The organism is Massilia sp. HP4, from assembly GCF_005222695.1.
Taxonomy (GTDB): domain Bacteria; phylum Pseudomonadota; class Gammaproteobacteria; order Burkholderiales; family Burkholderiaceae_D; genus Telluria.
The window spans coordinates 85,072-109,297 of record NZ_STGG01000021.1 but is presented as its reverse complement, the minus strand read 5'-3'; the positions used below and the strand labels follow the sequence as shown (position 1 = coordinate 109,297).

26 protein-coding genes and 1 pseudogene are annotated in these 24,226 nt (G+C 62.8%); 7 read left to right on the top strand and 20 right to left on the bottom strand.

Features of this window, described 5'->3' with window-relative positions; all coding sequences use genetic code 11:
- Nucleotides 1-426, top strand: a pseudogene (locus E8M83_RS25920) (hypothetical protein); the annotation flags it as partial.
- An 8-nt stretch (nucleotides 427-434) separates the two neighbouring features.
- On the opposite strand, the gene E8M83_RS10525 reads toward E8M83_RS25920, so the two are convergent.
- Both E8M83_RS10525 and E8M83_RS10520 read right to left on the bottom strand, forming a co-directional pair.
- Nucleotides 435-1,703: a hypothetical protein gene (locus E8M83_RS10525; RefSeq protein ID WP_137173317.1), complete on the bottom strand. Its 1,269-nt coding sequence runs from the start codon at nucleotides 1,701-1,703 to the stop codon at nucleotides 435-437.
- Between the two features lie 29 nt (nucleotides 1,704-1,732).
- On the bottom strand, nucleotides 1,733-3,265 hold the full coding sequence (locus E8M83_RS10520) for an MBOAT family protein (RefSeq protein WP_137173316.1): 1,533 nt from the start codon (nucleotides 3,263-3,265) through the stop codon (nucleotides 1,733-1,735).
- A 416-nt stretch (nucleotides 3,266-3,681) separates the two neighbouring features.
- Here E8M83_RS10520 and E8M83_RS10515 point away from each other — a divergent pair, with 416 nt between their 5' ends.
- The 5 genes from E8M83_RS10515 to E8M83_RS10495 all read left to right on the top strand — a co-directional run bounded on the left by E8M83_RS10515 (nucleotide 3,682) and on the right by E8M83_RS10495 (nucleotide 7,287).
- Entirely contained in the window at nucleotides 3,682-4,038 is a 357-nt protein-coding gene (locus E8M83_RS10515) for a YciI family protein (protein WP_137173315.1), read from the top strand.
- 107 nt (nucleotides 4,039-4,145) lie between these two features.
- Nucleotides 4,146-4,550 (top strand): YciI family protein, encoded by a 405-nt coding sequence (locus E8M83_RS10510; protein WP_137173314.1) that lies wholly within the window; start codon nucleotides 4,146-4,148, stop codon nucleotides 4,548-4,550.
- A 16-nt stretch (nucleotides 4,551-4,566) separates the two neighbouring features.
- Nucleotides 4,567-4,983, top strand: coding sequence for a VOC family protein (locus E8M83_RS10505; protein WP_137173313.1), 417 nt, complete (start codon nucleotides 4,567-4,569; stop codon nucleotides 4,981-4,983).
- On the top strand, nucleotides 4,980-6,278 hold the full coding sequence (locus tag E8M83_RS10500; protein WP_137173312.1) for an RNA polymerase sigma factor: 1,299 nt from the start codon (nucleotides 4,980-4,982) through the stop codon (nucleotides 6,276-6,278). The genes E8M83_RS10505 and E8M83_RS10500 overlap by 4 nt, the downstream gene beginning before the upstream one ends.
- A 118-nt stretch (nucleotides 6,279-6,396) precedes the next feature.
- Entirely contained in the window at nucleotides 6,397-7,287 is an 891-nt protein-coding gene (locus E8M83_RS10495) for an MBL fold metallo-hydrolase (protein WP_137173311.1), read from the top strand.
- Nucleotides 7,288-7,341: 54 nt separating this feature from the next.
- Here E8M83_RS10495 and E8M83_RS10490 read toward each other — a convergent pair whose 3' ends face one another.
- The 7 genes from E8M83_RS10490 to rpsF all read right to left on the bottom strand — a co-directional run bounded on the left by E8M83_RS10490 (nucleotide 7,342) and on the right by rpsF (nucleotide 12,127).
- Nucleotides 7,342-8,352 (bottom strand): inorganic phosphate transporter, encoded by a 1,011-nt coding sequence (locus E8M83_RS10490; RefSeq protein ID WP_137173310.1) that lies wholly within the window; start codon nucleotides 8,350-8,352, stop codon nucleotides 7,342-7,344.
- A gap of 22 nt (nucleotides 8,353-8,374) precedes the next feature.
- A complete protein-coding gene (locus E8M83_RS10485) occupies nucleotides 8,375-9,001 on the bottom strand; it encodes a DUF47 domain-containing protein (RefSeq protein WP_137173309.1) in 627 nt (208 codons plus the stop codon).
- An 81-nt stretch (nucleotides 9,002-9,082) separates the two neighbouring features.
- Nucleotides 9,083-10,480, bottom strand: a complete 1,398-nt coding sequence (locus E8M83_RS10480) for a replicative DNA helicase (RefSeq protein WP_373995045.1) — start codon at nucleotides 10,478-10,480, stop codon at nucleotides 9,083-9,085.
- A gap of 109 nt (nucleotides 10,481-10,589) precedes the next feature.
- Nucleotides 10,590-11,042 (bottom strand): 50S ribosomal protein L9, encoded by a 453-nt coding sequence (rplI, locus tag E8M83_RS10475; protein WP_109346893.1) that lies wholly within the window; start codon nucleotides 11,040-11,042, stop codon nucleotides 10,590-10,592.
- 31 nt (nucleotides 11,043-11,073) lie between these two features.
- Nucleotides 11,074-11,364, bottom strand: a complete 291-nt coding sequence (gene rpsR, locus E8M83_RS10470) for a 30S ribosomal protein S18 (protein WP_005666071.1) — start codon at nucleotides 11,362-11,364, stop codon at nucleotides 11,074-11,076.
- A 30-nt stretch (nucleotides 11,365-11,394) separates the two neighbouring features.
- Entirely contained in the window at nucleotides 11,395-11,685 is a 291-nt protein-coding gene (gene priB, locus E8M83_RS10465; protein ID WP_137173307.1) for a primosomal replication protein N, read from the bottom strand.
- Nucleotides 11,686-11,728: 43 nt separating this feature from the next.
- A complete protein-coding gene (gene rpsF, locus E8M83_RS10460) occupies nucleotides 11,729-12,127 on the bottom strand; it encodes a 30S ribosomal protein S6 (RefSeq protein ID WP_123070735.1) in 399 nt (132 codons plus the stop codon).
- Nucleotides 12,128-12,409: 282 nt separating this feature from the next.
- Between rpsF and lexA the strand changes: the two genes are divergently transcribed.
- A complete protein-coding gene (gene lexA, locus E8M83_RS10455; RefSeq protein ID WP_137173306.1) occupies nucleotides 12,410-13,039 on the top strand; it encodes a transcriptional repressor LexA in 630 nt (209 codons plus the stop codon).
- Nucleotides 13,040-13,088: 49 nt separating this feature from the next.
- Here the strand turns inward: lexA and E8M83_RS10450 are convergent, their stop codons facing one another.
- From E8M83_RS10450 to E8M83_RS10400, 11 genes are all read right to left on the bottom strand, one after another.
- Complete coding sequence (locus E8M83_RS10450) at nucleotides 13,089-13,805, bottom strand: tetratricopeptide repeat protein (protein ID WP_137173305.1); 717 nt, start codon at nucleotides 13,803-13,805, stop codon at nucleotides 13,089-13,091.
- Between the two features lie 119 nt (nucleotides 13,806-13,924).
- Nucleotides 13,925-15,166: a cystathionine gamma-synthase family protein gene (locus tag E8M83_RS10445; protein ID WP_137173304.1), complete on the bottom strand. Its 1,242-nt coding sequence runs from the start codon at nucleotides 15,164-15,166 to the stop codon at nucleotides 13,925-13,927.
- A 3-nt stretch (nucleotides 15,167-15,169) separates the two neighbouring features.
- Complete coding sequence (gene purF / locus E8M83_RS10440) at nucleotides 15,170-16,693, bottom strand: amidophosphoribosyltransferase (protein WP_137173303.1); 1,524 nt, start codon at nucleotides 16,691-16,693, stop codon at nucleotides 15,170-15,172.
- A gap of 69 nt (nucleotides 16,694-16,762) precedes the next feature.
- Nucleotides 16,763-17,251 (bottom strand): CvpA family protein, encoded by a 489-nt coding sequence (locus E8M83_RS10435; RefSeq protein ID WP_137173302.1) that lies wholly within the window; start codon nucleotides 17,249-17,251, stop codon nucleotides 16,763-16,765.
- Between the two features lie 13 nt (nucleotides 17,252-17,264).
- On the bottom strand, nucleotides 17,265-18,221 hold the full coding sequence (locus tag E8M83_RS10430; protein WP_137173301.1) for an SPOR domain-containing protein: 957 nt from the start codon (nucleotides 18,219-18,221) through the stop codon (nucleotides 17,265-17,267).
- 27 nt (nucleotides 18,222-18,248) lie between these two features.
- On the bottom strand, nucleotides 18,249-19,547 hold the full coding sequence (gene folC / locus E8M83_RS10425; RefSeq protein ID WP_137173300.1) for a bifunctional tetrahydrofolate synthase/dihydrofolate synthase: 1,299 nt from the start codon (nucleotides 19,545-19,547) through the stop codon (nucleotides 18,249-18,251).
- Between the two features lie 78 nt (nucleotides 19,548-19,625).
- Nucleotides 19,626-20,498 carry an acetyl-CoA carboxylase, carboxyltransferase subunit beta gene (accD, locus tag E8M83_RS10420; protein WP_137173299.1) on the bottom strand — a complete coding sequence of 291 codons (873 nt, stop codon included), beginning with the start codon at nucleotides 20,496-20,498 and terminating at the stop codon, nucleotides 19,626-19,628.
- Between the two features lie 357 nt (nucleotides 20,499-20,855).
- A complete protein-coding gene (locus tag E8M83_RS10415; RefSeq protein WP_137173298.1) occupies nucleotides 20,856-21,128 on the bottom strand; it encodes a hypothetical protein in 273 nt (90 codons plus the stop codon).
- 278 nt (nucleotides 21,129-21,406) lie between these two features.
- The gene (gene trpA, locus E8M83_RS10410) at nucleotides 21,407-22,207 is read right to left on the bottom strand and encodes a tryptophan synthase subunit alpha (RefSeq protein WP_137173297.1); all 801 of its coding nucleotides are present in this window, start codon (nucleotides 22,205-22,207) and stop codon (nucleotides 21,407-21,409) included.
- An 82-nt stretch (nucleotides 22,208-22,289) separates the two neighbouring features.
- Complete coding sequence (gene trpB, locus E8M83_RS10405; RefSeq protein WP_137173296.1) at nucleotides 22,290-23,546, bottom strand: tryptophan synthase subunit beta; 1,257 nt, start codon at nucleotides 23,544-23,546, stop codon at nucleotides 22,290-22,292.
- The gene (locus E8M83_RS10400) at nucleotides 23,512-24,222 is read right to left on the bottom strand and encodes a phosphoribosylanthranilate isomerase (RefSeq protein WP_137173295.1); all 711 of its coding nucleotides are present in this window, start codon (nucleotides 24,220-24,222) and stop codon (nucleotides 23,512-23,514) included. The genes trpB and E8M83_RS10400 overlap by 35 nt, the downstream gene beginning before the upstream one ends.
- Between the last annotated feature and the right edge of the window lie 4 nt (nucleotides 24,223-24,226).

Genomic DNA, 24,226 nt, shown 5'->3' with positions numbered 1-24,226 from the left:
GGCGCCGTGCTGGTCTCCCTGCTGGCGGCGCCACGCCTGGTCGGGCACATCCCCGCGCCGGCCGTCGCCGGCGCCAGGCCGGCGCGCGACCTGCCGTGGCGCATGCTGGCCGGCGCCCTGCTCACCGTCGCCGTGACCCAGGCCGCGGGCGGGCTGGGACCGAAGCTGAGCGGCATGTTCGCCATGTTCCCGGTAATGAGTACGGTGCTGGTGGGCTTTTCGCACCGCGCCTCCGGCCCCGGCTTCGCGGTCGCCCTTCTGCGCGGCATGGTCGGCGGCTACTATGCCTTCGCCGTGTTCTGCCTGGTGCTGGCGCTGCTGCTGCCGGGGCGTGCGCCGGGCTGGCCGTTCGTCGTCGCCACCGCCTGCGCGCTTGCGGTACAGCTCGGTGTGCGGGCGCTGATCAAACCCTTGAGCCGGATGTAAAACGCCGCTTATTGCCGGGCGCCGCCCGCCCTGGAGATCAGGGTTCGGACGCCGGCGAACAGCTCGGGATACACGTTGGCGCACTGCGCTCGCTCGACAGCGACGCGCTCCGCGTTTCGTGCCAGCGAGTCCGCCGCGAGCGCGAACCCGAAATCGTCCGCGCCGCCAAATATCCGCTCCAGCATCCGCTCGCCGAGCGTGGCCTTGAAGTGCCCGCTCTCCCAGTACCACTGCGTCGTGCTGCGCCGGTCGCCCGCAGCGGGAATGCGCTCGCACTGGAACGGCCCGTAGCCGCTGAAGTCCCATACCCGGATGCGCGCCCCGGGATGACGGGCAAGCGCCTGGTCGGTTTCCTGGACCAGGAGCCGTTTCCATTCTTGCATGAGGTCGTGGAGGCCGGCCTCATCGAACATCGCCAGCAACTGCGCGTGATAGGGATAGATGACCAGGTGGACGTCGGTGCCGTCCTGGGCCATCCTGTCCAGCATGGCACGAAGACGCAGCGTGCTATCCGACTCCGCGCCACCGGCCAGCTGCAGGCTGCGGGGCCTGGCCACCAGGTTCTTGGCGTTTTCCTGCGCCCGTTGCTGGAAGATCGCGTAATAACCCTCCTTGCGCGCAAATCCATTGTATTCGCGTAGCGGGTTGAAGCCGCGCTGCGTCATGACCTGTGCTTCCGGGGCCCGCTGGATGCGCAAGGTATTGATCGAGTCGGCCACGGCATTCAGCGAAAATACCGTATCGACGCGCCATTGCCATGGCACGGCCTGGAATCCATGGGCGACTTCCGGCGCACGCAGCGGGCGTACCGCGGCGTTGACGAGGAAGTCGAGAAACTCCACGCCGACGATCGCCAGGCCAGCCGGCGGCGCGCCCTCGCGGGCTTGCTCGAGCATGCGCTGTGATACCGCCATCCCGGTGCCGGCCAGGCCCATATTGTAGGCCGCATGACCGCGTGCCCCAATCGTCGGGCTATCGGGATCGAAACCGATTTCGGTGCGCGAATTTCCGAAGAAAACCATGTCCGGCTGGATCGAACGCAGCCGGGCCAGCTTGATCTCTTGCCGATAGCGTTCCGGCTGCGGCTTGATGCGGTTGACGCCGTCGACCTCGATCAGACCGAACAGGTGATAGGGGTCGACCAGTACGCTGAACGCCAGTAGCAACCCGACACCGGCAGCCACGATGCCGGCGCACCATGCCAGGAATCGGGGGAAGGCGTGCTTGCCATCGATGGCGACGTCCGATGCGCCGCCGCCGGCGAGTGCATTGCCCATTGATTGCTGTCCTCGACTCATTGCGTTTGCTAGAACTGGAAATAAAGGAATTCGGTTGGCCGGCTCAACGACAGCAAGCTACCGATCAGGATCGCACCGATGCACGCTGCCCAGCGTCGGGAAGGCGCCCACGCCATCCACCTCGCAAGAGGCCCATGGACGGGATCCATCGGACGCGCTTCGTGGTGGCGCATGATTTGCTGTGTGTTCGGACACAGGAAGGCGATGGCCGCGGCAAGCACCACCCAGCCCCAGGTGCCGATAAAGCGCGCGCCGCCGCCCAGGTAGAACTCGATGCCGGCCTGCTCGAGCAGCGGCTTGAGCGAGCCGAGCTGGAGTCCAATCGACGCCGGCAGGCTTACCCCATATTGGCCGGCCATGCCGCCCAGGATGAGCGCAGCCTTGTCGAACTCGGTGGCGCGGAAAAAGACCCAGGCAACGCACACGGCCACGAATGTCAGCGCAATGCTCGCAATCCTCCAGGTACGGGACGAGCGGGGGAAACGGATTCTGGCCGCCAGCGCATGCCAGCCGTGATTCAGCACCAGATACAGTCCGTGCAATGCTCCCCAAACAACGAAATTCAGGCCGGCGCCATGCCACAGGCCTCCCAGGACCATGGTGATCATCAGGTTGACATGGCGCCGTACCGGACCCTTGCGGTTGCCACCCAAGGGGATATACAGATAGTCGCGCAGGAAACGCGACAAGGTCATATGCCAACGGCGCCAGAACTCGATGATGTTGACGGCCTTGTAGGGCGAGTCGAAATTGAGCGGCAAGCGAATGCCGAACAGCAGCGAGATACCGATCGCCATGTCCGAATACCCGGAAAAGTCGAAATACAACTGGAAGGCGTATGCCAGCACGCCGCCCCAGGCCAGCAGCAGGGAGAACTGGTCGGACTGGTCGAACAGGAAACCGGCATGGGGTGCCAGGCTATCGGCAATCAGCACTTTCTTGGCCAGGCCGATGGCAAAGATACTCAAGCCGACTGCTACATTACGCTGCGAAAACCGATAGCTGCTCGCACGATCGAATTGCGGCATCATCTCTGCATGGTGCAACACCGGCCCGGCGATCAAATGCGGAAAATAGGTAATAAACAGCAGATAGTGGATAAAACGTCCTTCATGCACCTTGCCCTGGTAGGTGTCGACCAGGTACGCAATCTGGGTGAAGGTATAAAACGATATGCCGATCGGCAGCACGATGCTTAGCGCGGGCAACTCCGTCGCTGCGGAATAGTTGATCCCTGCAATGAAAAAATCCGCATACTTGAAGTAGCCGAGTAATCCCAGGTCGGCCACGATCGCGCATGTCAGCCAGCGCTTGCGACTACGACCGCTGGCAGCGGCAATGCGCTGGCCCATCCCGTAATTGAAAAAGATCGACCCCAGCAGCAGCGGGATGTAGGCGAGGCTCCAACCTCCGTAAAACACCAGCGATGCCCCGGCCAGCCACGTCGCCGCCCATACATGGCTCTTGCGTGCAAGCGTAAAGTAGCCGATTACCGTAATCGGCAGGAACACGAAGAGAAAGGTAAAGGAATTGAAAAGCATGATCTGCAGCCTTGGTCGCCATTCGGCCGGCAATTCGCAAACATTTCTCTACGGCAACCTATATGTTGGCTTGCACTGTAGTCCTGTTTGACCTGGATTAAAAGACGGTTTGGAGAGGCCGCCAGATTAAATTGAAGTATTCTTTTTTGCAACAAACTTTTCTCTGCAAGTGGTTAATTTGTTTTTTATAAATGACACATTGACTCAAGGGTGTAACCGGTTTATATCGCGCTAAATCGCGTCATGAAATAATCATGTTTTTACAATTAACATTCATGGCAATATTATCCCCATCGAGACCCAACTCTTCGATATGACACATGCACATGGCTTCGTTCACAGGGCCACAATCTGCTGACAATATCGTCGACTCCTGAGTAGAATCATTGGGTTCGTCCACAGTCAAGGAGACCGAGATGCCCCATATGCTGCTCATTCACGAGCCGATCGGCCAGCGCGCCACCCGCAGCGATGCCGAAGGGCGCGCCGCCTACGAACGCATGCTGCGCTGGGGCGAAGACCTGAGGGAACGCGGCCTGCTGCTGGCGGCCGAGTCGCTGGCATCCACCGAGAGCGCAACCCGCGTGTCCGTCCCCGCTGGCAAGGCGCGCATCGTCGACGGCCCGTTCGCCGAGGCCAAGGAGATGGTTGGCGGATTCTTCATGGTCGATGTCGACTCGCGCGACGAGGCGATCGCCCTGGCCGCCGAATGCCCGGCCGCCGAGTGGGCCACGGTCGAGGTGCGAGCGCTGGCGCCCTGCTTCATGCGCTAGAAATAATTCCCAATTATTTTTGTCCAGGCTGTCGAAAACGGTGATCGCCGTTCGTCGTGGTTCATGAAAGGCCAGCCACCGCCGGCCACTCACCCCAGGAGAACACCATGCGATTCATGATCATCGTCAAGGCCAGCGCCGCATCCGAAGCGGGGACCATGCCCTCGGAGGCACTGCTCGCCGAAATGAACGACTACCACCAAGAGCTGGCGCGCGCCGGCGTCCTGCTCGACGGCAATGGCCTCAAGCCGAGCAGCCAGGGCTGGCGCATCCGCTTTGACGGCGGCGGGCGGCGCGTGGTCGATGGCCCGTTTGCCGAGACCAAGGAGCTGATCGCCGGCTACACCCTGATCCAGGTCCGTTCGCGCGAGGAGGCGCTCGAATGGACGCGCCGTTTCCCCAACCCGCAGGGCCCCGGCCTGGAAGCCGAGATCGAAGTGCGCCAGGTGTTCGAACTGGACGACTTCGCCCCTTCCGAGACCATCGACCGCATGCGCGCACAACAAGCCTGAAACAGGAGAATCACTCATGAGCAACCAGCAAATCTACGTCAACTTGCCAGTGAAAAACCTCGCGGCCAGCCGCGGCTTCTTCGCCGCCCTCGGCTTTGCGTTCAATCCCCAGTTCAGCGACGACAACGCCGCCTGCATGATCGTCAGCGAGGACCACATCTATGTGATGCTGCTGGCCGAGCCCTTCTTCCAGACCTTCATCACGAAGAAGATCGCCGACGCCCGCACCAGCACCGAAGTGCTGCTGTGCCTGTCTCGCGACAGCCGCGCCGCGGTCGACGACACTGTCGCCAGGGCGGTAGCGGCCGGCGGCAGCATTCCGCGCGAGGCGCAGGACCATGGCTTCATGTACCAGCACGCGTTCGAGGATCTTGACGGCCATATCTGGGAACTGGCCTATATGGAAAGCATGCCGCCGAGCGAAGGGCAATGACGGCCAGGGGCGAGGACACCATTGCCGCGGTGTGGCGGATCGAATCCGGCCGCATCGTCGGCAGCGTGGCGCGCATCGTGCGCGACGTTGGGCTGGCCGAGGAGCTGGCCCAGGATGCCCTGGTGGCGGCGCTCGAACGCTGGCCGGAGGGCGGCATCCCGGACCGCCCCGGCGCCTGGCTGCTCACGACCGCGCGCAATGGCGCCTTCGACCTGCTGCGGCGCGACCGCAGCCTGCGCGAAAAACTCGAACAGATCGGCCGCGACCTCCTGGCCCAGGAGGCGGGAGGAAAGGAACTGAGCGTGCCCGACTTCGTGGACGAGCTCGATGCCAGGCAGCGCGACGTCGTCCAGGACGACCTGCTGCGCCTGATGTTCACCGCCTGCCACCCGGTGCTGTCGCTCGACGCGCGCCTGGCGCTGACGCTCAAGCTGCTGGGCGGCCTGGCCACCGGCGAGATCGCCCGCGCCTTCCTGGTGCCCGAATCCACCATGGCCCAGCGCATCGTGCGCGCCAAGCGCACACTGGGCGATGCCAAGGTACCGTTCGAGCTGCCTGCGCCCGCCGAACTGGGCGAACGCCTGGGCGCGGTGCTCGAAGCGGTCTACCTGATCTTCAACGAGGGCTATGCCGCCACCTCCGGTGACGACTGGATGCGCCCTGCCCTGGTCGACGAGGCGTTGCGCCTGGGCCGGATCCTGGCCGAACTGGCGCCGAACGAACCCGAGGTGCACGGCCTGGTGGCGCTGATGGAATTGCAGGCCTCGCGCATGGCGGCGCGCCTGGATACGCGCCGGCGGCCGGTGCTGCTGCTCGAGCAGGACCGCGCGCGCTGGGACCGCGTGCTGATCAAGCGCGGCCTGGCCGCCCTCGGGCGCGCCGCGCGCAGCGGCGCGCACGACATCCCGCAGCGTGGCCCCTATGTGCTGCAGGCCGAGATCGCCGCCTGCCATGCGCGCGCGCACCGGGCCGAGCTGACCGACTGGCGCCGTATCGCCGACCTGTACGGCGAACTGGCCGGGGTCCAGCCCTCGCCGGTGGTCGAACTCAACCGCGCGGTGGCGGTCGGCATGGCCGACGGCCCCGCGGCCGGGCTGGCGCTGGCCGACCGCCTGCAGCAGGACGGCCGGCTGGACGGCTATCACTGGCTGCCGAGCGTGCGCGGCGACCTGCTGTCCAAGCTTGGCCGCAGGTCGGAAGCCCGCGCCGAGTTCGAGCGCGCGGCGGCGCTCACCGCCAATGCCGCCGAACGCGAGCTGCTGCTGGCGCGGATGCGCGAGGCGGCGGACGCCTGATCGATTGAGGCAAGACAAAATGCAGGGCTTTAATTGATACCTATGCCGGAAGGATACAAACCGCTATGATCGAAGCTGACTAAAATAATAATGACACGATCGTGACGGGAGAGCTGCAATGAAATTCCGCTTCTGGGGAGTGCGTGGATCGATCCCGTCGCCCGGCCCGCGCACCGCGCGCTACGGCGGCAACACCACCTGCATCGAGGTGCGCACCGATGCCGGCGCCCTCCTGGTCCTGGACGGCGGCACCGGCCTGTTCCCGCTGGCCCAGCATCTCGTCAAGGGCGGCCCGGTGGAGGCGAACATCTTCATCACCCACAGCCACTGGGACCACATCCATGGCCTGCCCTTCTTCACGCCGCTGTTCGTCAAGGGCAACCGGGTGCGCCTGCACGGCGCCCACGACGAAGTGACGGGCCACGGCATCGAACACGTGATGGGCGTGCAGTTGCAGAACAGCTACTTCCCGGTCAGCGAAACGCAGATGAGCGCCACCATCGACTACCGCACGCTCGAGATCGACACGCCGGTTGAGGTAGCCGACGCCGTGGTGTCGAACGTCGTGATGAACCACCCGGTGCTCAACCTCGGCTACCGCATCGACTGCCATGGCAAGTCGCTGTTCTTCACCGGCGACCACGAACCCTGGCCCAACCCGCATCCGGCCGACAGCCGCGAGCACGCCGCCTGCGAAGAACACCTGCGCGAGCGCGAGCGCCGCATGGACGCCGTCATGCGCGGCGTGGACGCCCTGATCGTCGACTGCTCCTACACGCGCGACGAATACCCGTCCAAGCGGGGCTGGGGGCACGGCACCTTCGACGGCGCGCTCGAGATGGCGCTGCGGGTCGGCGCGCGCGCGCTGTACTGCACCCACCACGAACCGACGCGCGGCGACGACGAACTCGAAGCCGTGTTTGCCGAGGCGATGGCGCGCCATGCCGGTCGCCTGGATGGCTTGCGGGTCGTCCTGGCATACGAGGGCTTGGAAGTCCAACTGGCCTAGGCAAAAAAAAACGGAGCCATGCCGGCTCCGCTTTTTCGTGCCCGACCAACCGGATCACATGATGTGGGTACCGACCCACCACGCCACCGCGGCGATGAACGCCGATGCCGGAATGGTGAAGATCCAGGCCCACACGATATTGCCGGCCACGCCCCAGCGCACGGCCGAAGCCTTCTGCGCGGAGCCCACGCCGACGATCGCGCCGGTGATGGTATGGGTGGTCGACACCGGGATGCCGAAGGCGCTCGACATCAGCAAGGTCATGGCGCCGCCGGTCTCGGCGCAGAAGCCGCCCACCGGCTTGAGCTTGGTGATCTTCTGGCCCATGGTCTTGACGATGCGCCAGCCGCCGAACAGGGTGCCGAAGGCGATGGCGGCATAGCACGAGATGATGACCCAGGCCGGTGGATGCGCGTCGTTGGCGCTGACGTAGCCGGCCGCGATCAGCAGCATCCAGATGATACCCATCGTCTTTTGCGCGTCGTTGCCGCCGTGGCCCAGCGAGTAGGCGGCGGCCGAGACCAGTTGCAGCTTGCGGAACAGGCCGTCGACCTTGCGCGGCGTGGCTTTCACGAACACCCAGGCCACGATCAGCATGATGACCGAACCGAGCACGAAGCCCAGGAGCGGCGCCACCACGATGAAGGCGACGGTCTTGAGCAGGCCGCCCGAGACCAGCGAGCCGGTGCCAGCCTTGGCCACCGCGGCCCCCACCAGGCCGCCGATCAGGGCGTGCGAGGACGAGGACGGGATGCCGTAGTACCAGGTGATCAGGTTCCACGAGATGGCCCCGACCAGGGCGCCGAAGATGACGTAATGGTCGACGATGTGCGGGTCGATGGTGCCCTTGCCGATGGTCTGCGCCACCTTCATATTGACCACGAAGATCGCGATGAAGTTGAAGAAGGCGGCCATCGCGACGGCGTGCTGCGGTTTCAGGACGCCGGTCGACACGACGGTGGCGATCGAGTTCGCCGAGTCGTGGAAGCCGTTCATGAAGTCGAACACCAGGGCCAGCGCGACCAGCATGCCCAGCACGTAGATGCTGATATGTAGAGATTCCATAATCGTGAACGATCGGAGACGCTTACGCGTTCTCGACGATGATGCCTTCGATGATGTTGGCCACGTCTTCGCAGCGGTCGGTCACGGTTTCCAGGATCTCGTAGATCGCCTTCATCTTGATCAGGTTGCGCACGTCCGGTTCGTCGCGGAACAGCTTGGACATGGCGGCGCGCATCACGTGGTCGGCGTCGGATTCGAAACGGTCGATCTCTTCGCAGATGGCGACGATCTTCGGCGCATTGTCCATATCGTGCAGCATCGAGACGGCTTCTTGCACCTTCAGGCAGCACGACAGGCACAGCTCGGCCAGGCGTTTCGCCTCTGGCGTGACTGCCTGCAGGTCGTACAGCGAAACAGTCTGGGCCGCGTCTTCCATCATGTCGAGGATATCGTCCATGCGGGTGATCAGCTTGTGGATGTCGTCGCGGTCGAGTGGGGTGATGAAGGTCTTGTGCAGCAGGTCGACCGTGGTGTAGGTGATCTTGTCGGCCTGTTTCTCGATGCTTTCGACCGCGTGAGTGCGGTTTTCCAGGTCATCGAAATTGGTCATCAGGCCAACCATCTCGTGCGCACCCTTCACGCACAAGGCGGCGTGCTGGTTGAACAATTCAAAGAAATTGCCCTCTTTGGGCAGGAAGCGTCCAAACATTGTTTTTCTCCGTGGAGTTCTCTCGGGGGACATGCTGCTGTCCTTCAGGACAGCAGCATGTGATATCGGCGATTTATATTTTTAGTCGCCCTGATAGACGGCGAGGTTACCGCTGTAGTTGCCAAACTTGGTGTATTGGCCGATCCAGGTGAGACGAATCGCCCCAATCGGACCGTTACGCTGCTTGCCGATAATGATCTCGGCAGTGCCCTTGTCGGGCGAATCCGGGTTATAGACTTCGTCGCGATACAGGAAGATGATCACGTCGGCATCCTGTTCGATAGCGCCGGATTCGCGCAAGTCGGACATCACGGGACGTTTATTGGGGCGTTGTTCCAGCGAGCGGTTCAGCTGCGACAGCGCGATCACGGGGCACTGCAGCTCTTTCGCCAAACCTTTCAGCGAACGCGAGATCTCCGAGATTTCAGAGGCGCGGTTGTCGCCCGGCTTGGAACCCTGCATCAGCTGCAGGTAGTCGACGATGATGAGCCCGAGCTTGCCGCACTGGCGCGCCAGGCGTCGTGCCCGTGCGCGCATCTCGATCGGGTTCAATGCCGGCGTCTCGTCGATATACAGCTGGGCGTCGTTCATCTTCTGGATGGCGTGCGTCAGGCGCGGCCAGTCCTCGTCGTTCAGGCGGCCGGTACGCAGGCGGTGCTGGTCGAGCTGGCCGACCGAGCCGAGCATACGCATGGCCAGCTGGGTGCCGCCCATCTCCATCGAGAACACGGCGACCGGCAAGCCGGCCTCGATCGCGACGTTTTCGCCGATATTGACCGAGAACGCGGTCTTGCCCATCGACGGACGGCCGGCGACGATCACCAGGTCGCCCGGCTGCAGGCCGGAGGTCATGCGGTCGAGGTCGATGAAGCCGGTCGGTACACCGGTGATCTCGCCCTGGTTTTCGCGCGAGTACAGTTCGTCGATGCGCTCGACCACTTGCGTCAGCAGCGGCTGCACCGCCAGCCAGCCCTGGGCGCCACGGGCGCCCTGCTCGGCGATGGCGAAGATCTGCGACTCCGCCTCGTCCAGCATCTGTTTGACTTCCTTGCCTTGCGGATTGAAAGCATTGCCCGAGATTTCGTCGGCAACGGTGATCAGCTGGCGCAGGATGCCGCGGTCGCGCACGATCTCGGCGTAGCGGCGGATATTGGCGGCCGACGGCGTGTTCTGCGCCATCGCGTTCAGGTATTGCAGGCCACCCACGTCGTCGGCCTTGCCGAGCTGGTTGCAGGCTTCATAGACCGTGATCACGTCGGCCGGCTTGCCGGCATTGATCAGGCGGACCATCTGTTCGAAGATGATGCGGTGATCGTAACGGTAGAAGTCTTCCGCATGCATGAAGTCGGCAATGCGGTCCCAGGCGGCATTGTCGCGCAGCAGGCCACCGATGACGGACTGTTCTGCTTCGATGGAGTGCGGGGGGATGCGCAGGGCTTCGATCTGCGGGTCTGAGGGTGCTGCGTTCATGGGCGGCATTATACCTTCTCCTGTCACACGGCTGTCATAATTGGTGAGTTTCAAAAGCAAAAAAGCCGGGAGAACCCGGCTTTTTTGTGTACAGCTTTTACTTCAGTTCAGCATTCGCTTAGGCAGCTTCGCCCACGACAGCGATGGTGATTTCCGACACCACGTCGGTGTGCAGGGCGACTGCAACCGGGAACTCGCCGGTGGTTTTCAGCGGGCCGGTCGGCAGGCGAACAGCAGCCTTCTCGACTGGGAAGCCCTGCTTGGTCAGCGCTTCAGCGATGTCCGCGTTGGTGACCGAACCGAACAGGCGGCCGTCGACGCCGGCCTTCTGGCCGATGGTGACGGTCAGGCCGCTCAGCTTGTCGCCTTGGGCTTGGGCTGCTGCCAGTTTCTCGGCAGCTGCTTTTTCCAGTTCGGCGCGCTTGGCTTCGAACTCGGCGACGGCGCCGGCGGTAGCGCGGCGGGCCATCTTTTGTGGGATCAGGAAGTTACGTGCGTAACCGTCCTTGACTTTGACGACGTCGCCCAGGTTGCCGACGTTGATGACTTTTTCCAACAGAATGATTTGCATGTTTTATCTCCAGGATAGCTGACGTAACCGATTAACCGTGGTGCAGGTCGGTGTACGGCAGCAGCGCCAGGTAGCGGGCGCGCTTGATGGCGGTGTCGACCTGACGCTGGTAGTGCGCCTTGGTGCCGGTCAGACGTGCTGGCATGATCTTGCCGTTTTCCTGGACGAAGTCCTTCAGGGTATCAACGTCTTTGTAATCCACTTGCTCAACGCCAGCGGCGGTGAAGCGGCAGAACTTCTTGCGCTTGAACAGCGGGTTCTGCTGCTTACGCTTGAGTTTTTCTTTAGCTTTGTTTTTGTCGAACTTTTTACCGAATGCCATGTGAGGCTCCTGTATATCTAAATTGCCGAACTAGGCGGCACTGAAATCAATGATGTGAAACACCAGGGCTTTGCTGTTGCGGTTTTTCCGTGCAAGGAATCCATCGAAGCGGTAGCTGGCGCCGAGTTCGGCGCTTCCGAACCTGCCCGAAATCTCGCCCGCGGCGAACGCGGGGACTTCGAACTCGACCAGGCGATCGATCCCGGCCTCTCGCTGATGCGAACTGTGCATCAGGATGGCTGAAACGATCGGCACGCCGGCCGGGGTGTAGCGCAGTACATCACGCTCGGCGATGGTCGCCACGAGCTGGAGCTGGTTCACCCGGTTCTACTGCTACGGCTACTACGAATTCCTGGGGAAAAACTCAGGCAGCGGCAGCGGCTGGAGCTGCTGCTGCAGGAGCGGCTGCTTCTGCGCGGTGGCTCTTGGCTGCGTCTTCGCGCTGCACCGATTTCATCATCGGCGACGGTGCGGTTTCTGCTTTCTTCATCTTGACGGTCAGATGACGCAGGACGGCATCATTGAACTTGAATGCGGTTTCCAGCTCGACCAGGGTCTCGTTGTCGCATTCGATGTTCAGGCAGATGTAGTGTGCTTTTGGCAGCTTCTGGATCTGGTAAGCCATCTGGCGGCGGCCCCAGTCTTCGACGCGATGAATGTTACCGCCGCGGCTGGTCACCGTGGTCTTGTAACGTTCGATCATCGCCGGGACTTGCTCGCTCTGGTCCGGATGGACGATAAAAACGATTTCATAATGACGCATGCATTACTCCTTGAGGACGTTTTACAAAAATGCCCACCTCGGCGTCAAGACGAGTGTGGGAAGGGAACAGCCAGCTAGTATAGCGTGAAATGGACGAAATGGGAACCTGGCTGTCAAGACCCGCGCTTGCATCGCGGGCTCACTCGACAATTACACTTGCAAACAGCGCGTTTTGCGTGCTATGCGGGTTTTTTTACGCTTTTTCGTGTTTATCCCTTGCGTATAGCAGAATACTGTACAAAAATACAGTCTACCTATACAACCCGTTTCCGTAAGATATTTATGCTCAAGCTCACTGCACGGCAAGAACAGATCCTTAACCTGATCAAGGAAGCGATCGAGAACACGGGTTTTCCTCCGACCCGGGCTGAAATCGCGGCCGAACTGGGCTTTCGCTCGGCCAATGCGGCCGAAGAACACCTGCAAGCGCTGGCGCGCAAGGGCGCGATCGAGATCTCGCCGGGCACCTCGCGCGGCATCCGCCTGGTCGGCGCCAGCGTCGAGCAGACCCCGATGCCGCCGCCATCGCTGATGTCGCTGCCGCTGGTCGGCCGCGTCGCCGCCGGCAATCCAATCTTGGCCCAGGAACACGTCGAGGCGACCTATAACGTCGACACCGCGATGTTCGCGGCCCGGCCCGACTTTTTGCTCAAGGTAAAAGGCTGGTCGATGCGCGACGCCGGGATCATGGATGGCGACTTCTTGGCGGTCAAGAAGATCGACAGCGCCAAGAACGGCCAGATCGTCGTCGCCCGCCTGGGCGAAGAAGTCACCGTCAAGCGCTACCGCAAGACCGGCGACCTGGTCGAGCTGCTGCCCGAGAACCCGGACTTCAAGGTCATCCAGGTCACGCCCGACGAAGAATTCGCGCTCGAGGGCCTGGCGGTTGGCCTGATGCGTAGCTGGAACTAAGTATCTGCTTCATTGCGCCGGCTCGCGAGCCGGCGTTTCCCTGCCCTAGCTAGTTCTTCGCCTTGTTGACCACCGAATTATGCTGGTCCACGAAGGCTTCGGTCGCGCTGCGCCATGCGGCGAAATCGGCCAATATCATCTTCGAATTGACTTTCGCGCCTTCGGCGATATTCTGCCGCACCTGCTCCAGATAGGCAGTCGAGGCTTCCGTTTCCTGCTTGTTCATAAGCTTGGCGATATCGGGCGGGATGCGCTTAGTCAGCGGCGACTGCGCGTTCAGGTTGGTCACCATCTTGTTGTAGCAATCCTGCCAGTTGGTCACCAGCTTGTTCACGCGTTCGATCTCGTCGTTCAGCTTCGACACCGCGGGAATGCGCGGCGACGGGCAGCGGTATTCGCCCGACTGCAGGTCGGCGCCGTCGTAGCCCTTGATCCAGTAATCGATCTCGGCGCGGCGCTCCACGCGCTGCTGCATGATCACGAGCGAGTCGGCGGCCACCTTGTTGCCCTTGGCGGCTGCCTGCTCGAACAATCCTTTCGCCTTGGCTTCGTCGACCGCGCCGGCCTCGCCATACCAGTACATCTGGCCCAGTTGCTGCTGGGCATGCGGATTGCCGGCATTGGCCAGCTTGGTATAGATCTTGAGCGCACCCGCGTAGTCTTTTTTCTCGAACAGGGCGTTGGCATCCTCGAGTTCGCCGGCAAAGGCGGCGCCGCTGGCCGCAACGGCAAGCGAGAGGGAGAGGCAGGACAGGAATCGTTTCATGGGCACTTGGCAAGGCTGGCTGGTAAAAGTCCATGATAGCCGTGTTTTACGGCTGGGCTCAACCGCAAATATGACAAGGCCGGCATTGCACCGGCCCCGTCGAACGATTTTACGCTACCTTACACATCCAGCGCCTGGCGGAAGTCGCCGACCAGGTCGTCGGTATCCTCGATGCCGACCGACACCCGGATCAGGCCTTCCGCGATACCCATGCTGGCGCGCCGCTCGGCGCCCATCTCGAAGAAGATCGTGTGCGCGACCGGGATCACGAGCGTGCGGTTGTCGCCGAGATTCGAAGCCGGGATCGCCAACTTCAGGCGGTTCAGGTAATCGAACGGGTCGATGTCTTCCCTCAACTCGAAGCTCAGCAGCGAGCCGCCCGAGCGGAACAGGTCCTTGACGATGCCGTTCTGCGGATGCGAAGCCAGGCCCGGGTAATGCACGGCCGACACGCGATCGTCGGCTTCCAGCATCGTCGCCAGGGCCAGCGCATTGGCGCAGGTACGCTCCATGCGCAGCGCCAGCGTCTCGGCGCCGACCGCGATGTGGTGCGCCGCTTCCGGCCCCAGCGCGGCGCCGAAGTCGCGCAGCGCCTTGGCCCGCAACTGGGCCATGCCTTGCGCGGCGCTCGCCTGCTTGCGGAAGTTCTGGGCGATGTTCGGATAAGCAGACCAATCGAACCGGCCGGTATCGGTCAGCGCGCCGCCCAGCGCAATGCCGTGGCCGCCGATCGACTTGGTCAGCGAATTGACCACCAGGCCGGCATGCACATCCCTGGGACGGAACAGCCAGGGCGTGGTCATCGTGTTGTCGACCACGTACAGGATGCCGCGCGCGCGGCACAGCTCGCCGATGCGCGCCAGGTCTGCCACTTGCGTGCGCGGATTGGCGATGGTCTCGACGAATACCATGCGCGTGCTGTCGGTGATGGCGGCCTCGACCTGGGCCACGTCGGTGGCGTCGACAAAGGCGACGTCGACGCCCTGGACCGCTACTGTCTGCCACAGGCTGTTGGTGTTCCCGAACAGGAAGCTCGACGAGACGATCTGGTCGCCGGCCCTCAAGAGCGCCTGGAACAGCGCGCCGATCGCCGCCATGCCGGTGCCGAAGCACAGGGTGGCGACGCCGTCTTCCATCTTGCTGATCTTGTCTTCCAGCGCCGACACCGTCGGATTGCCCTGGCGGCCGTAGCGAAAGCCCGGTTCCTTGCCCTGGAATACCGACGCCAGCTGGCGTGCGTCGGCGTAACCGAAGGCGACCGAGGTATGCACCGGCTTGTGCAGCGAACCCTGCTCGATCGTCTTGCGGCGATCGTTGTGCAGGATGGTGGTGGTGAAGCCGTAGCTCTTTTTATCCGACATGGCTTACTCGGCGGCCACCGGCGGGTTCAGGTTGAGCTGGGTGCGCACCTTGTCCTCGACGTCCTTGCCCGACGGGTTGTGGCGTGCCGATTCCTGGCGATCCAGGTATTCCGGGGTCACGTCGCCGGTGACGTACACGCCATCGAAGCACGAGGCCTCGAAGTTCTTCAGCTCGGGATTGACGTCCGAGATCGCGCGCTTGAGCGCGTCGACGTCCTGGTACACCACGCGGTCGGCGGTGATCTCGCGGCACACTTCCTCGGTCGTGCGGCCGTGGGCGATCAGTTCGTCGCGGGTCGGCATGTCGATGCCGTACACGTTCGGGTACAGCACCGGCGGCGCGGCCGAGGCGAAGAACACCTTGCGCGCGCCGGCCTCGCGCGCCATCTGCACGATCTCGCGGCTGGTGGTGCCGCGCACGATCGAATCGTCGACCAGCAGCACGTTCTTGTCCTTGAACTCGGAGCTGATCGCGTTCAGCTTCTGGCGCACCGATTTCTTGCGCATGCCCTGGCCGGGCATGATGAAGGTACGGCCGATGTAGCGGTTCTTGATGAAGCCTTCGCGGTATTCGACGCCCAGTTTCAGTGCCAGCTGGATCGCGGCCGGGCGCGAAGAGTCGGGGATCGGCATCACGACGTCGATCTCGTCGACCGGGATTTCCTTGCTGACCTTGTCCGCCAGGTACTCGCCCATGCGCAGGCGGGTGGCGTAGACCGAGGCGCCGTCGATCACGGAATCGGGACGGGCCAGGTAGACGAATTCGAAGGCGCACGGATTGAGCGACGGGTTCTCGGCGCACTGGCGCTCGTGCAGCTGGTTGTTTTCATCGATGAAGACCGCCTCGCCCGGCGCGATATCGCGCACGAAGCGAAAGCCCAGGCCTTCGAGGGCGACCGATTCGCTGGCCACCAGGTATTCATTGCCCTGCTCGGTCTCGTTGATGCCCAGGCACAGCGGACGGATGCCGAACGGGTCGCGGAAGGCCAGCATGCCGTGGCCGGCGATCTGCGACACGACGGCGTAGGCGCCACGCACGCGGCGGTGCACGGCGGCGACCGCCTTGAACACGGCGTCGGCATTGAGCGAATAGCCGTCGGCTGCTTCCTGGATTTCGTGGGCCAGCACATTGAGCAGCACTTCGGAGTCGGAATCGGTGTTGATGTGGCGGCGGTCGTTGCGGAACAGCTCATCCTTCAGCACGGCCTGGTTGGTCAGGTTGCCGTTGTGGGCCAGGGTGATGCCGAACGGGGCATTGACGTAGAACGGCTGCGCCTCTTCTTCGCTCGACGAACCGGCAGTCGGGTAGCGGCAGTGGCCGATGCCGGTATTGCCCTGGAGCGAACGCATATTACGGGTGCGGAACACGTCCCGGACCAGGCCATTGGCCTTGAACATCGAGAACATGCTGCTGTGATTGGTCGCAATGCCCGCCGCATCCTGGCCGCGGTGCTGCAGCAGCAGCAGTGCGTCATACAGAAGCTGGTTGACGGGAGAGTGAGAGACGACGCCGACGATGCCACACATGGTGTGCTCCTAAAAGCTTGAGTGCTTGATTACAAAAAAGTTCTTACGATTTGACGTGAAGATCGATCGTCAAAAGTTCACATGCTGCGCCATGGCAGCGGGCAGGAAAGGCTTGACGGTGCGGGCGCCGGTCTCGGCGATCGGCGACAACAGCGCCTCTTGCCAGAATGCCTGCTTCGGGATGTCCGTCATCCCGCACAATATGACGCCGGCCAGCACGATTACAATGCCGCGTGCCAATCCAAACAATCCTCCGAGGCCGCGGTCCGCGAGCGACAGGCCGGTGGCTTCCACCAGGGCCCCGATCGCCAGCGACAGCAGGCCCATCAAGATTCGCACGCCCAGGAACAGCGCGATGAAGGCCACGATCAGGCGCGCCGTGTCGCCGGGAATCATTTCCGGCAGCAGCGGCGCCAGTTGCGCGCCATAGGCATTGGCCACCACGAAGGCGACGATCCAGCCCAGCAGCGACAGGATTTCCTTGACCAGGCCGCGCAGCGTGCTGATGACAACGGAACAGATCAGCACGAACAGCACCAGGTAGTCGAAAATCGTCACGCGCGGGGCTCGGTCAGAGCGGCACCATGGTGCCCGACAGGCCGATGCCGCCCAGTTTGGCGCGGACCTTCTCGGCCTCTTCCTTGCTGAACGGGCCGATCCGCACACGGATCAGCTCGCCCGACTTCTGGGTGAAGGATGCGATGCCGGCGCCACGAAGGCGCTCTTGCAGTTCGTTCGCTTTCTCCTGGCTGCCCAGGGCCGCGACCTGCACCACGAAGCGCGGCGCCGGGCCTTGCGCCTTCTGTGGCTCGGCCGGCTTGCCTTCGAGGATGGCCATGGCGCGCGCAGCATCCTCGCGCGGCGCGGGCTTGGCGACCTGCTCGGCTTTCGGATGCGTCTCGGCCGGCTTTTTCGCGGGTTCGGGCTTTTTCTCGGGCTCGGGCTTGCGCTCGGGCTTCGGCTCGGGCTTGACCGGCTCGGGCTTCGGCTTGACCGGCTCGGGCTTCGGTTCGGGTTTCGGTGGTTCGACCGGCTTGGCCGGCTCGAGCATGCGCATCGGCGGCGGCTCGCTGGCGGGCGGCGTGGCGACCTGCGCGGTGGAGGTCGTATCGGCCGCACGGGTGCCGGCAGGCGGCGCCGGCACCGGCTCGATGATTTCCTCGTCGCTGTCGACGCTGGCCGACGCCGCTACCTGCTCGGACGGCACCGGCAACGGGGCGGCCTTTTCCTTGTCCGGGATGTGGATGGCGATGTCGGTGGCCAGCGGCTTGGGTTCGGAATCGAGCAGCATCGGCAGCGCGACGACGGCCGCCAGCACCAGCGCGATGGCGCCAACCAGGCGCCGGCGGGCGCGTTTTTTCTCGGGGAGGATCGGGTCGCCGCGGCTGGTGCGACGGCCTTCGCCGGCCGAGCTTGCGCGTTTGGAACGGGCGCGCTCGGTATAGGCGGCGTCGTCTTCCTTGACGAAGTGTCCGCTGTCGCGGACAGTTTCTTGCTTGTTTTTATTGCCGAACGAGAACAAGCCCATGTGGTTCAGGTAGTAGTGTGAAGAATCTCAATGAAGACTCGATTTACGGGCCGCCATGACGCCTGCAACCGTGTAGAAAGAGCCAAAGACCACAATTCTATCATTCTCCCCTGCCCGGCTCAGCGCATTCGCATAGGCCTCGGCTGGCGTTGCGAAATTGCTCACAGAAAAATCATCATCCTTGGCGCCGGCCGGCCTGAGTTCGCCCAGCTTGTCGGCCAGGGCTTCGGGCCTGGCCGAGCGCGGCGAATCGAGGGCTGTCACGCACCAGTGGTCGATGATTCCGGTCATCGGCGCGATCACGGCATCGATGTCCTTGTCTTCCATGATGCCAAACACGGCATAGGTAAAGCGATGGAAGCCCATATTGCCCAGGTTCTGGGCCAGGGTGGCGGCGGCGTGGGGATTGTGGGCGACATCGAGCACCTGGGTCGGGCGCCCCGCCAGCACCTGGAAGCGGCCCGGCAATTCGACCATGGCCAGGCCGGCGCGGGTTTCCTGGGCGCCGCACGGCAATTGCATGCGCAGCGCTTCGAGCGCGGCCAGCGCGGCCGAGGCGTTGAGCAGCTGGTTGGCGCCACGCAAGGCCGGATAGGCCAGCGAATTGCGGCGCTGGCTGCGCCCGCCAAAGCTCCATTGCTGCTGGTCGCCCTGGTAGTTGAAATCGCGGCCCAGCAGCCACAGGTCGGCGCCGATCTTCTCTGCATGGTCGAGCAGCGACTGCGGCGGCACCGGGTCGCTGCAGATCGCGGTCTTGCCCGGGCGGAAGATGCCAGCCTTCTCGAAGCCGATCTGCTCGCGGGTGTCGCCGAGGTAGGCGGTGTGGTCGATGTCGATGCTGGTGACGATCGAGACGTCGGCATCGATCACATTGACCGCATCCAGGCGTCCGCCCAGGCCGACTTCGAGGATGGCGACATCGACGCCGCTCTTCGAGATCAGGTGGGCGATGGCCAGGGTGGTGAATTCGAAATACGTCAGGTCGGTACCGTTTCTTGCCGCTTCGACGTCGTTGAAGGCGTCGACCAGTACTTCATCGGACGCCATTTCGCCATTGATGCGGGCGCGCTCGTTGAAGTCGAGGAAGTGCGGCTTGATGTAGAGGCCGACGCGGTAGCCGGACTGCAGCAGGACCGATTCGAGCATCGCGCAGGTAGAACCCTTGCCATTGGTGCCGGCGACCATGATCACCGGGCAATCGAAGGCCAGCCCCATGCGCTCCTTGACGGCGCGGACGCGGTCCAGGCCCATGTCGATATGGGTTTCGGCATGGCGCGACTCGAGCAGGGCCAGCCAGTCTGGCAAGGTAGTGGGAAGTGGGGACATGTGGATATGTTCGATGTGCTCGGCTGCCCTGCGGGGGCGCGCAAGCTGAAAGGGCGACCGAAGTCGCCCTTGTGACTATCAGGCCAGGACTTCGGTCGCCTGGTTTTGCAGCAGGGCCAACAGGCGCGCGATTTCTTCGCGCATCTTGCGGCGATCGACGATCATGTCGACAGCGCCCTTCTGGACCAGGAACTCGGCGCGCTGGAAACCTTCTGGCAATTTCTCACGCACAGTGTTCTCAATGACGCGCGGGCCCGCGAAGCCGATCAGGGCTTTCGGTTCGGCGATGACGACGTCGCCCATGAAGGCGAACGAGGCCGAGACGCCACCCATGGTCGGGTCGGTCAGCACGCTGATGAACGGCAGCTTCTTCTCGGCCAGCTTGGTCAGCATGGCGGTGGTCTTGGCCATCTGCATCAGCGACAGCAAGCCTTCCTGCATGCGGGCGCCGCCGGTAGCGGTGATGCAGATAAACGGCACCTTCTGCTCCAGGGCCACCTGGGCACCGCGAACAAAACGCTCGCCGACGACGGAACCCATCGAGCCGCCCATGAATTCGAACTCGAAGGCCGCAACGACGACCGGCAGGCTCATGATCGAGCCGCCCTGGACGATCAGCGCATCGGTTTCTCCGGTGGCGTCCATGGCCGACTTGAGACGGTCAGGATACTTCTTGCTGTCCTTGAACTTCAGGGTATCGACCGGCAATGTCTCCTGGCCGATATCGTAGCGGCCGCCTTCGTCGAGCAGGGCATCGAGACGGTCGCGGGCGCGGATGCGCATATGGTGATCGCACTTGGGGCACACGTGCAGATTGGACTCGATGTCCGCACGATACAGCACCGACTCGCACGACGGGCACTTGACCCAGAGGCCTTCCGGCATGGTCTTGCGGTTAGCGGCATCGGAGCGCTGGATCCGAGGGGGCAGCAGCTTTTCCAACCAACTCATATTCTCTCCTTTGCGGCGAATCTTTTGAAGAGGCGTAGTGTAGCCGCTCGGCCAGCGCTTGTCGAATGATGGTAAGCCGTCAACTTCCCTCCAGCCCCTGGAAACGTCCCTTCCGCTTCCCCGCTCCCAGGCAGCATCCCCAGTGAGGGTCAGAGTTAAATTGTTTGACAACTTTTAGAGTTGCTCAATAAATCTACACTGACCCTCATGTTTAGTTCTATGACTCAGTTTCCTTCTTTTCAAATCAGGGACAGAGTCGCCCTTGCATGTTGAGAAATCAATAGCCCAATAATGAGGGTCGGAGTCGACTTATTGGGCTATATATTACAAGCAACTGCCACCAGTTGGGGTGGCGGCTTAGCCTGTGATCTCGGCTGCCGTATATTCGAAGCCACCGACACGATGTGCAACCAGGTTATAAATCCAGAAGCACAGCACGCCACCCAAGTAGCTAACAAAGGCATACAGGAAGGGGAAAACAATAAGGGATCCGAACCCGAACGGGGTCTGCCCCATTAACGGGGCGAGGAGCATGAAGAGCAGAAGAAGCGGCAGCGAGAACACGAAGTAGAGCGCGGCGACCATCTTGGCGCACTGCGACACGCTGAGCCGTTTGATGCGAATTTTCATTTCAGACTCCTCTGGACGATGAACGGAGTCCAAATATACGTCGCCTCACCGCCAAATGAGTTATCCGCAGGCAATAGATCAATTGCGCAAAGGCAATCAATCGACTGTTGACGTCTATCCCGCTGTTAAGCCGGCAGAAAGTTATCAAACAATTCGACACTGACCCTAATTAATGGGTATCTGCCTCTGAGAAAGCCACATGAGGGTCAGTGTCGAATTAAATGACAATATTTTGCGAAGAAATTGCTCAATAATTCGACTCTGACCCTCATTGGGGATCAAGGGGCGTCGAGGGCGGTGCGGATGGTTGCGGTGAAGGTGCGGACGGCGGTGACGGCCTGGTCGGCGGGGTGGGCTTCGATTTCCTGAATGATGCGGCTGCCAATGACCACGGCGTCCGCAACTTGCGCGACCGTCCTGGCAGTGGCGCCGTCGCGGATCCCGAAGCCGACGCCGATCGGGAGTTTCACGTGTTCGCGGATCGCGCTCACGCGGCGGGCGACGTCTGCGGTGTCGATTGCGCCAGAGCCTGTTACGCCTTTCAGCGAGACGTAGTAGCTGAAGCCGCCGCCATGCCGGGCTACCTGCTTCACCCGCTCGGTGGTCGAGGTCGGGGCCAGCAGGAAAATCAGGTCGAGGCCGTTGTCACGCATGGCGCTGGCGAAGTCGGCGCATTCTTCTGGTGGATAGTCGACGACGATCGCGCCGTCGGCGCCCGCTTCTTTCGCGCAGCGGATGAATTCTTGCTGGCCAATGCGCTCGATCGGGTTGGCGTAGCCCATCAGGACCACCGGCGTCTGCTGGTCGGTCTGGCGGAATTCGCGCACGAAGGCGAAGACGTCCTTCAGGCCGATATTGAACTTGAGCGCACGCTCGCAGGCGCGCTGGATCACCGGGCCTTCGGCCATCGGATCCGAAAACGGTACGCCCAGTTCCAGGACGTCGGCGCCGCCCGCCACCAGGGCGTGCATCAGCGGGACGGTCAGTTCGGGGCCGGGGTCGCCGGCGGTGATGAAGGTCACCAGGCCGGTCTTGTTCTGCGCCTTCAGCGCGGCAAATGTTGGTTCGATGCGGGACATGCTGTTCTTCCTTATGTGGTCGTGGATGGTGCGGCGCTCCAGCCGGCGTGCGGCCGGAGCAGGACAGGATCTCAGCCAAGATTCAGCCGAAATCGAGCCCCATCCGCTGCGCCACCGTGTGCATGTCCTTGTCGCCGCGGCCCGACAGGTTGACCAGGATGATCTTGTCCTTGGCCAGCGTCGCCGCCAGCTTCACGCCATAGGCGATCGCATGCGACGATTCCAGCGCCGGAATGATCCCTTCGATGCGGCAGCAGTCGTGGAAAGTCTGCAGCGCTTCTTCATCGGTGATCGACACATACTGCGCGCGCGCCGAATCCTTCAGCCAGGCGTGTTCCGGCCCGACGCCGGGATAATCCAGACCCGCCGATACCGAATGCGTCTCGATGATCTGCCCGTTCTGGTCCTGCAGCAGGTAGGTGCGGTTGCCGTGCAAGACGCCCGGGATGCCGGCCGTCAGCGAGGCCGCATGCTTGCCCGAATCGAGTCCCTCCCCGGCCGCCTCGACGCCCACCAGTTGCACGCCCGGCTCGCCGATATACGGATAGAAGATGCCCATCGCGTTCGAGCCGCCGCCGATACAGGCGACCACATAGTCGGGCTGGCGCCCCGCCATGGCCGGCATCTGCAGGCGGCATTCCTCGCCGATCACCGACTGGAAGTCGCGCACCATCATCGGATACGGGTGCGGGCCGGCCACCGTGCCGATGATGTAGAAGGTGTTCTCGATATTGGTGACCCAATCGCGCATCGCCTCGTTGAGCGCGTCCTTCAGGGTCTTGGAGCCCGATTCCACCGGCACCACGGTCGCGCCCAGGAGCTTCATGCGGTACACGTTCTGCGCCTGTCGTTTGACGTCCTCGGCGCCCATGTATACCACGCACTCCAGGCCGAAGCGCGCGCAGATGGTGGCAGTGGCCACGCCATGCTGGCCGGCGCCGGTCTCGGCGATGATGCGCTGCTTGCCCATGCGCCGCGCCAGCAGGGCCTGGCCGATCACATTGTTGATCTTGTGCGCGCCGGTGTGGTTCAGGTCTTCGCGCTTGAAGTAGAGCTGGGCGCCGCCGGCCAGCTCGGACCAGCGCCGCGCGTGGTACACCGGCGACGGCCGGCCGACGAAGTGCGCCAGCTCGTAGCGGAATTCCTCGAGAAATTCGGGATCCTGCGCATACTTCGCATAGGCTTCGTTCAGCTCGGCCAGGGCATGCGACAGGGTTTCGGCGACGAAGCTGCCGCCATAAGGGCCGAAATGCCCTACCGCGTCGGGCAGGGCGTAATCCGGGGTCTTGAACAGCGGCGCAGCACTAAGCTGGGCCGTGATGGTGTCTTTCGTGGTCATGGTGCGACTCGCTATCGATGATGGCATCGGCTGCCCGCACCGCCGCGATGAAGGCGGCGATCTTGCGGGCGTCCTTGATCCCCTTCGCTTGCTCGACACCACTGCTGATGTCGACGGCGAAGGGACGAACTCGTACGGTCGCCTCAAGGACGTTGTGTACGCTCAACCCACCACTCAAAACGACCCGAGGCGCGAGCTCTTTTGGAATAAGAGACCAATCGAAGACCTTTCCTGCGCCACCATAGGCGTCCACGAAAGTGTCGAGCAGAAGGCCCGAGAACCAGGGACTGGCGGTGCGGTATGCAGTTTCACATTCTAGCAAAGCCGATGGCACCGTGTCAGGCTTGATGCGGTAGGCGCGCACGAAAGGACGCTGCACCTCGGCCGCGATGGCCGCGCACTGCTCTGCCGTTTCGTCGCCATGGAACTGGATGAGCCCCAGCGGCATCGCGCTTGCCACCTCGCGCACCTCGCCCGGCGTCGGGTTCACGAACAGCGCCACGCCGCTCACGAACGGCGGCAGGATCGCACACAGCTCGGCGGCGCGTGTCGGCGTCACGTAGCGCGGGCTGTCCGGATAAAACACGAAGCCCAGCGCATCGGCGCCGAGTTCCACCGCTGCGCGCAGGTCTTGTTCGCGGGTGATGCCGCAGATCTTGATACGGGTACGTCGCATGGCT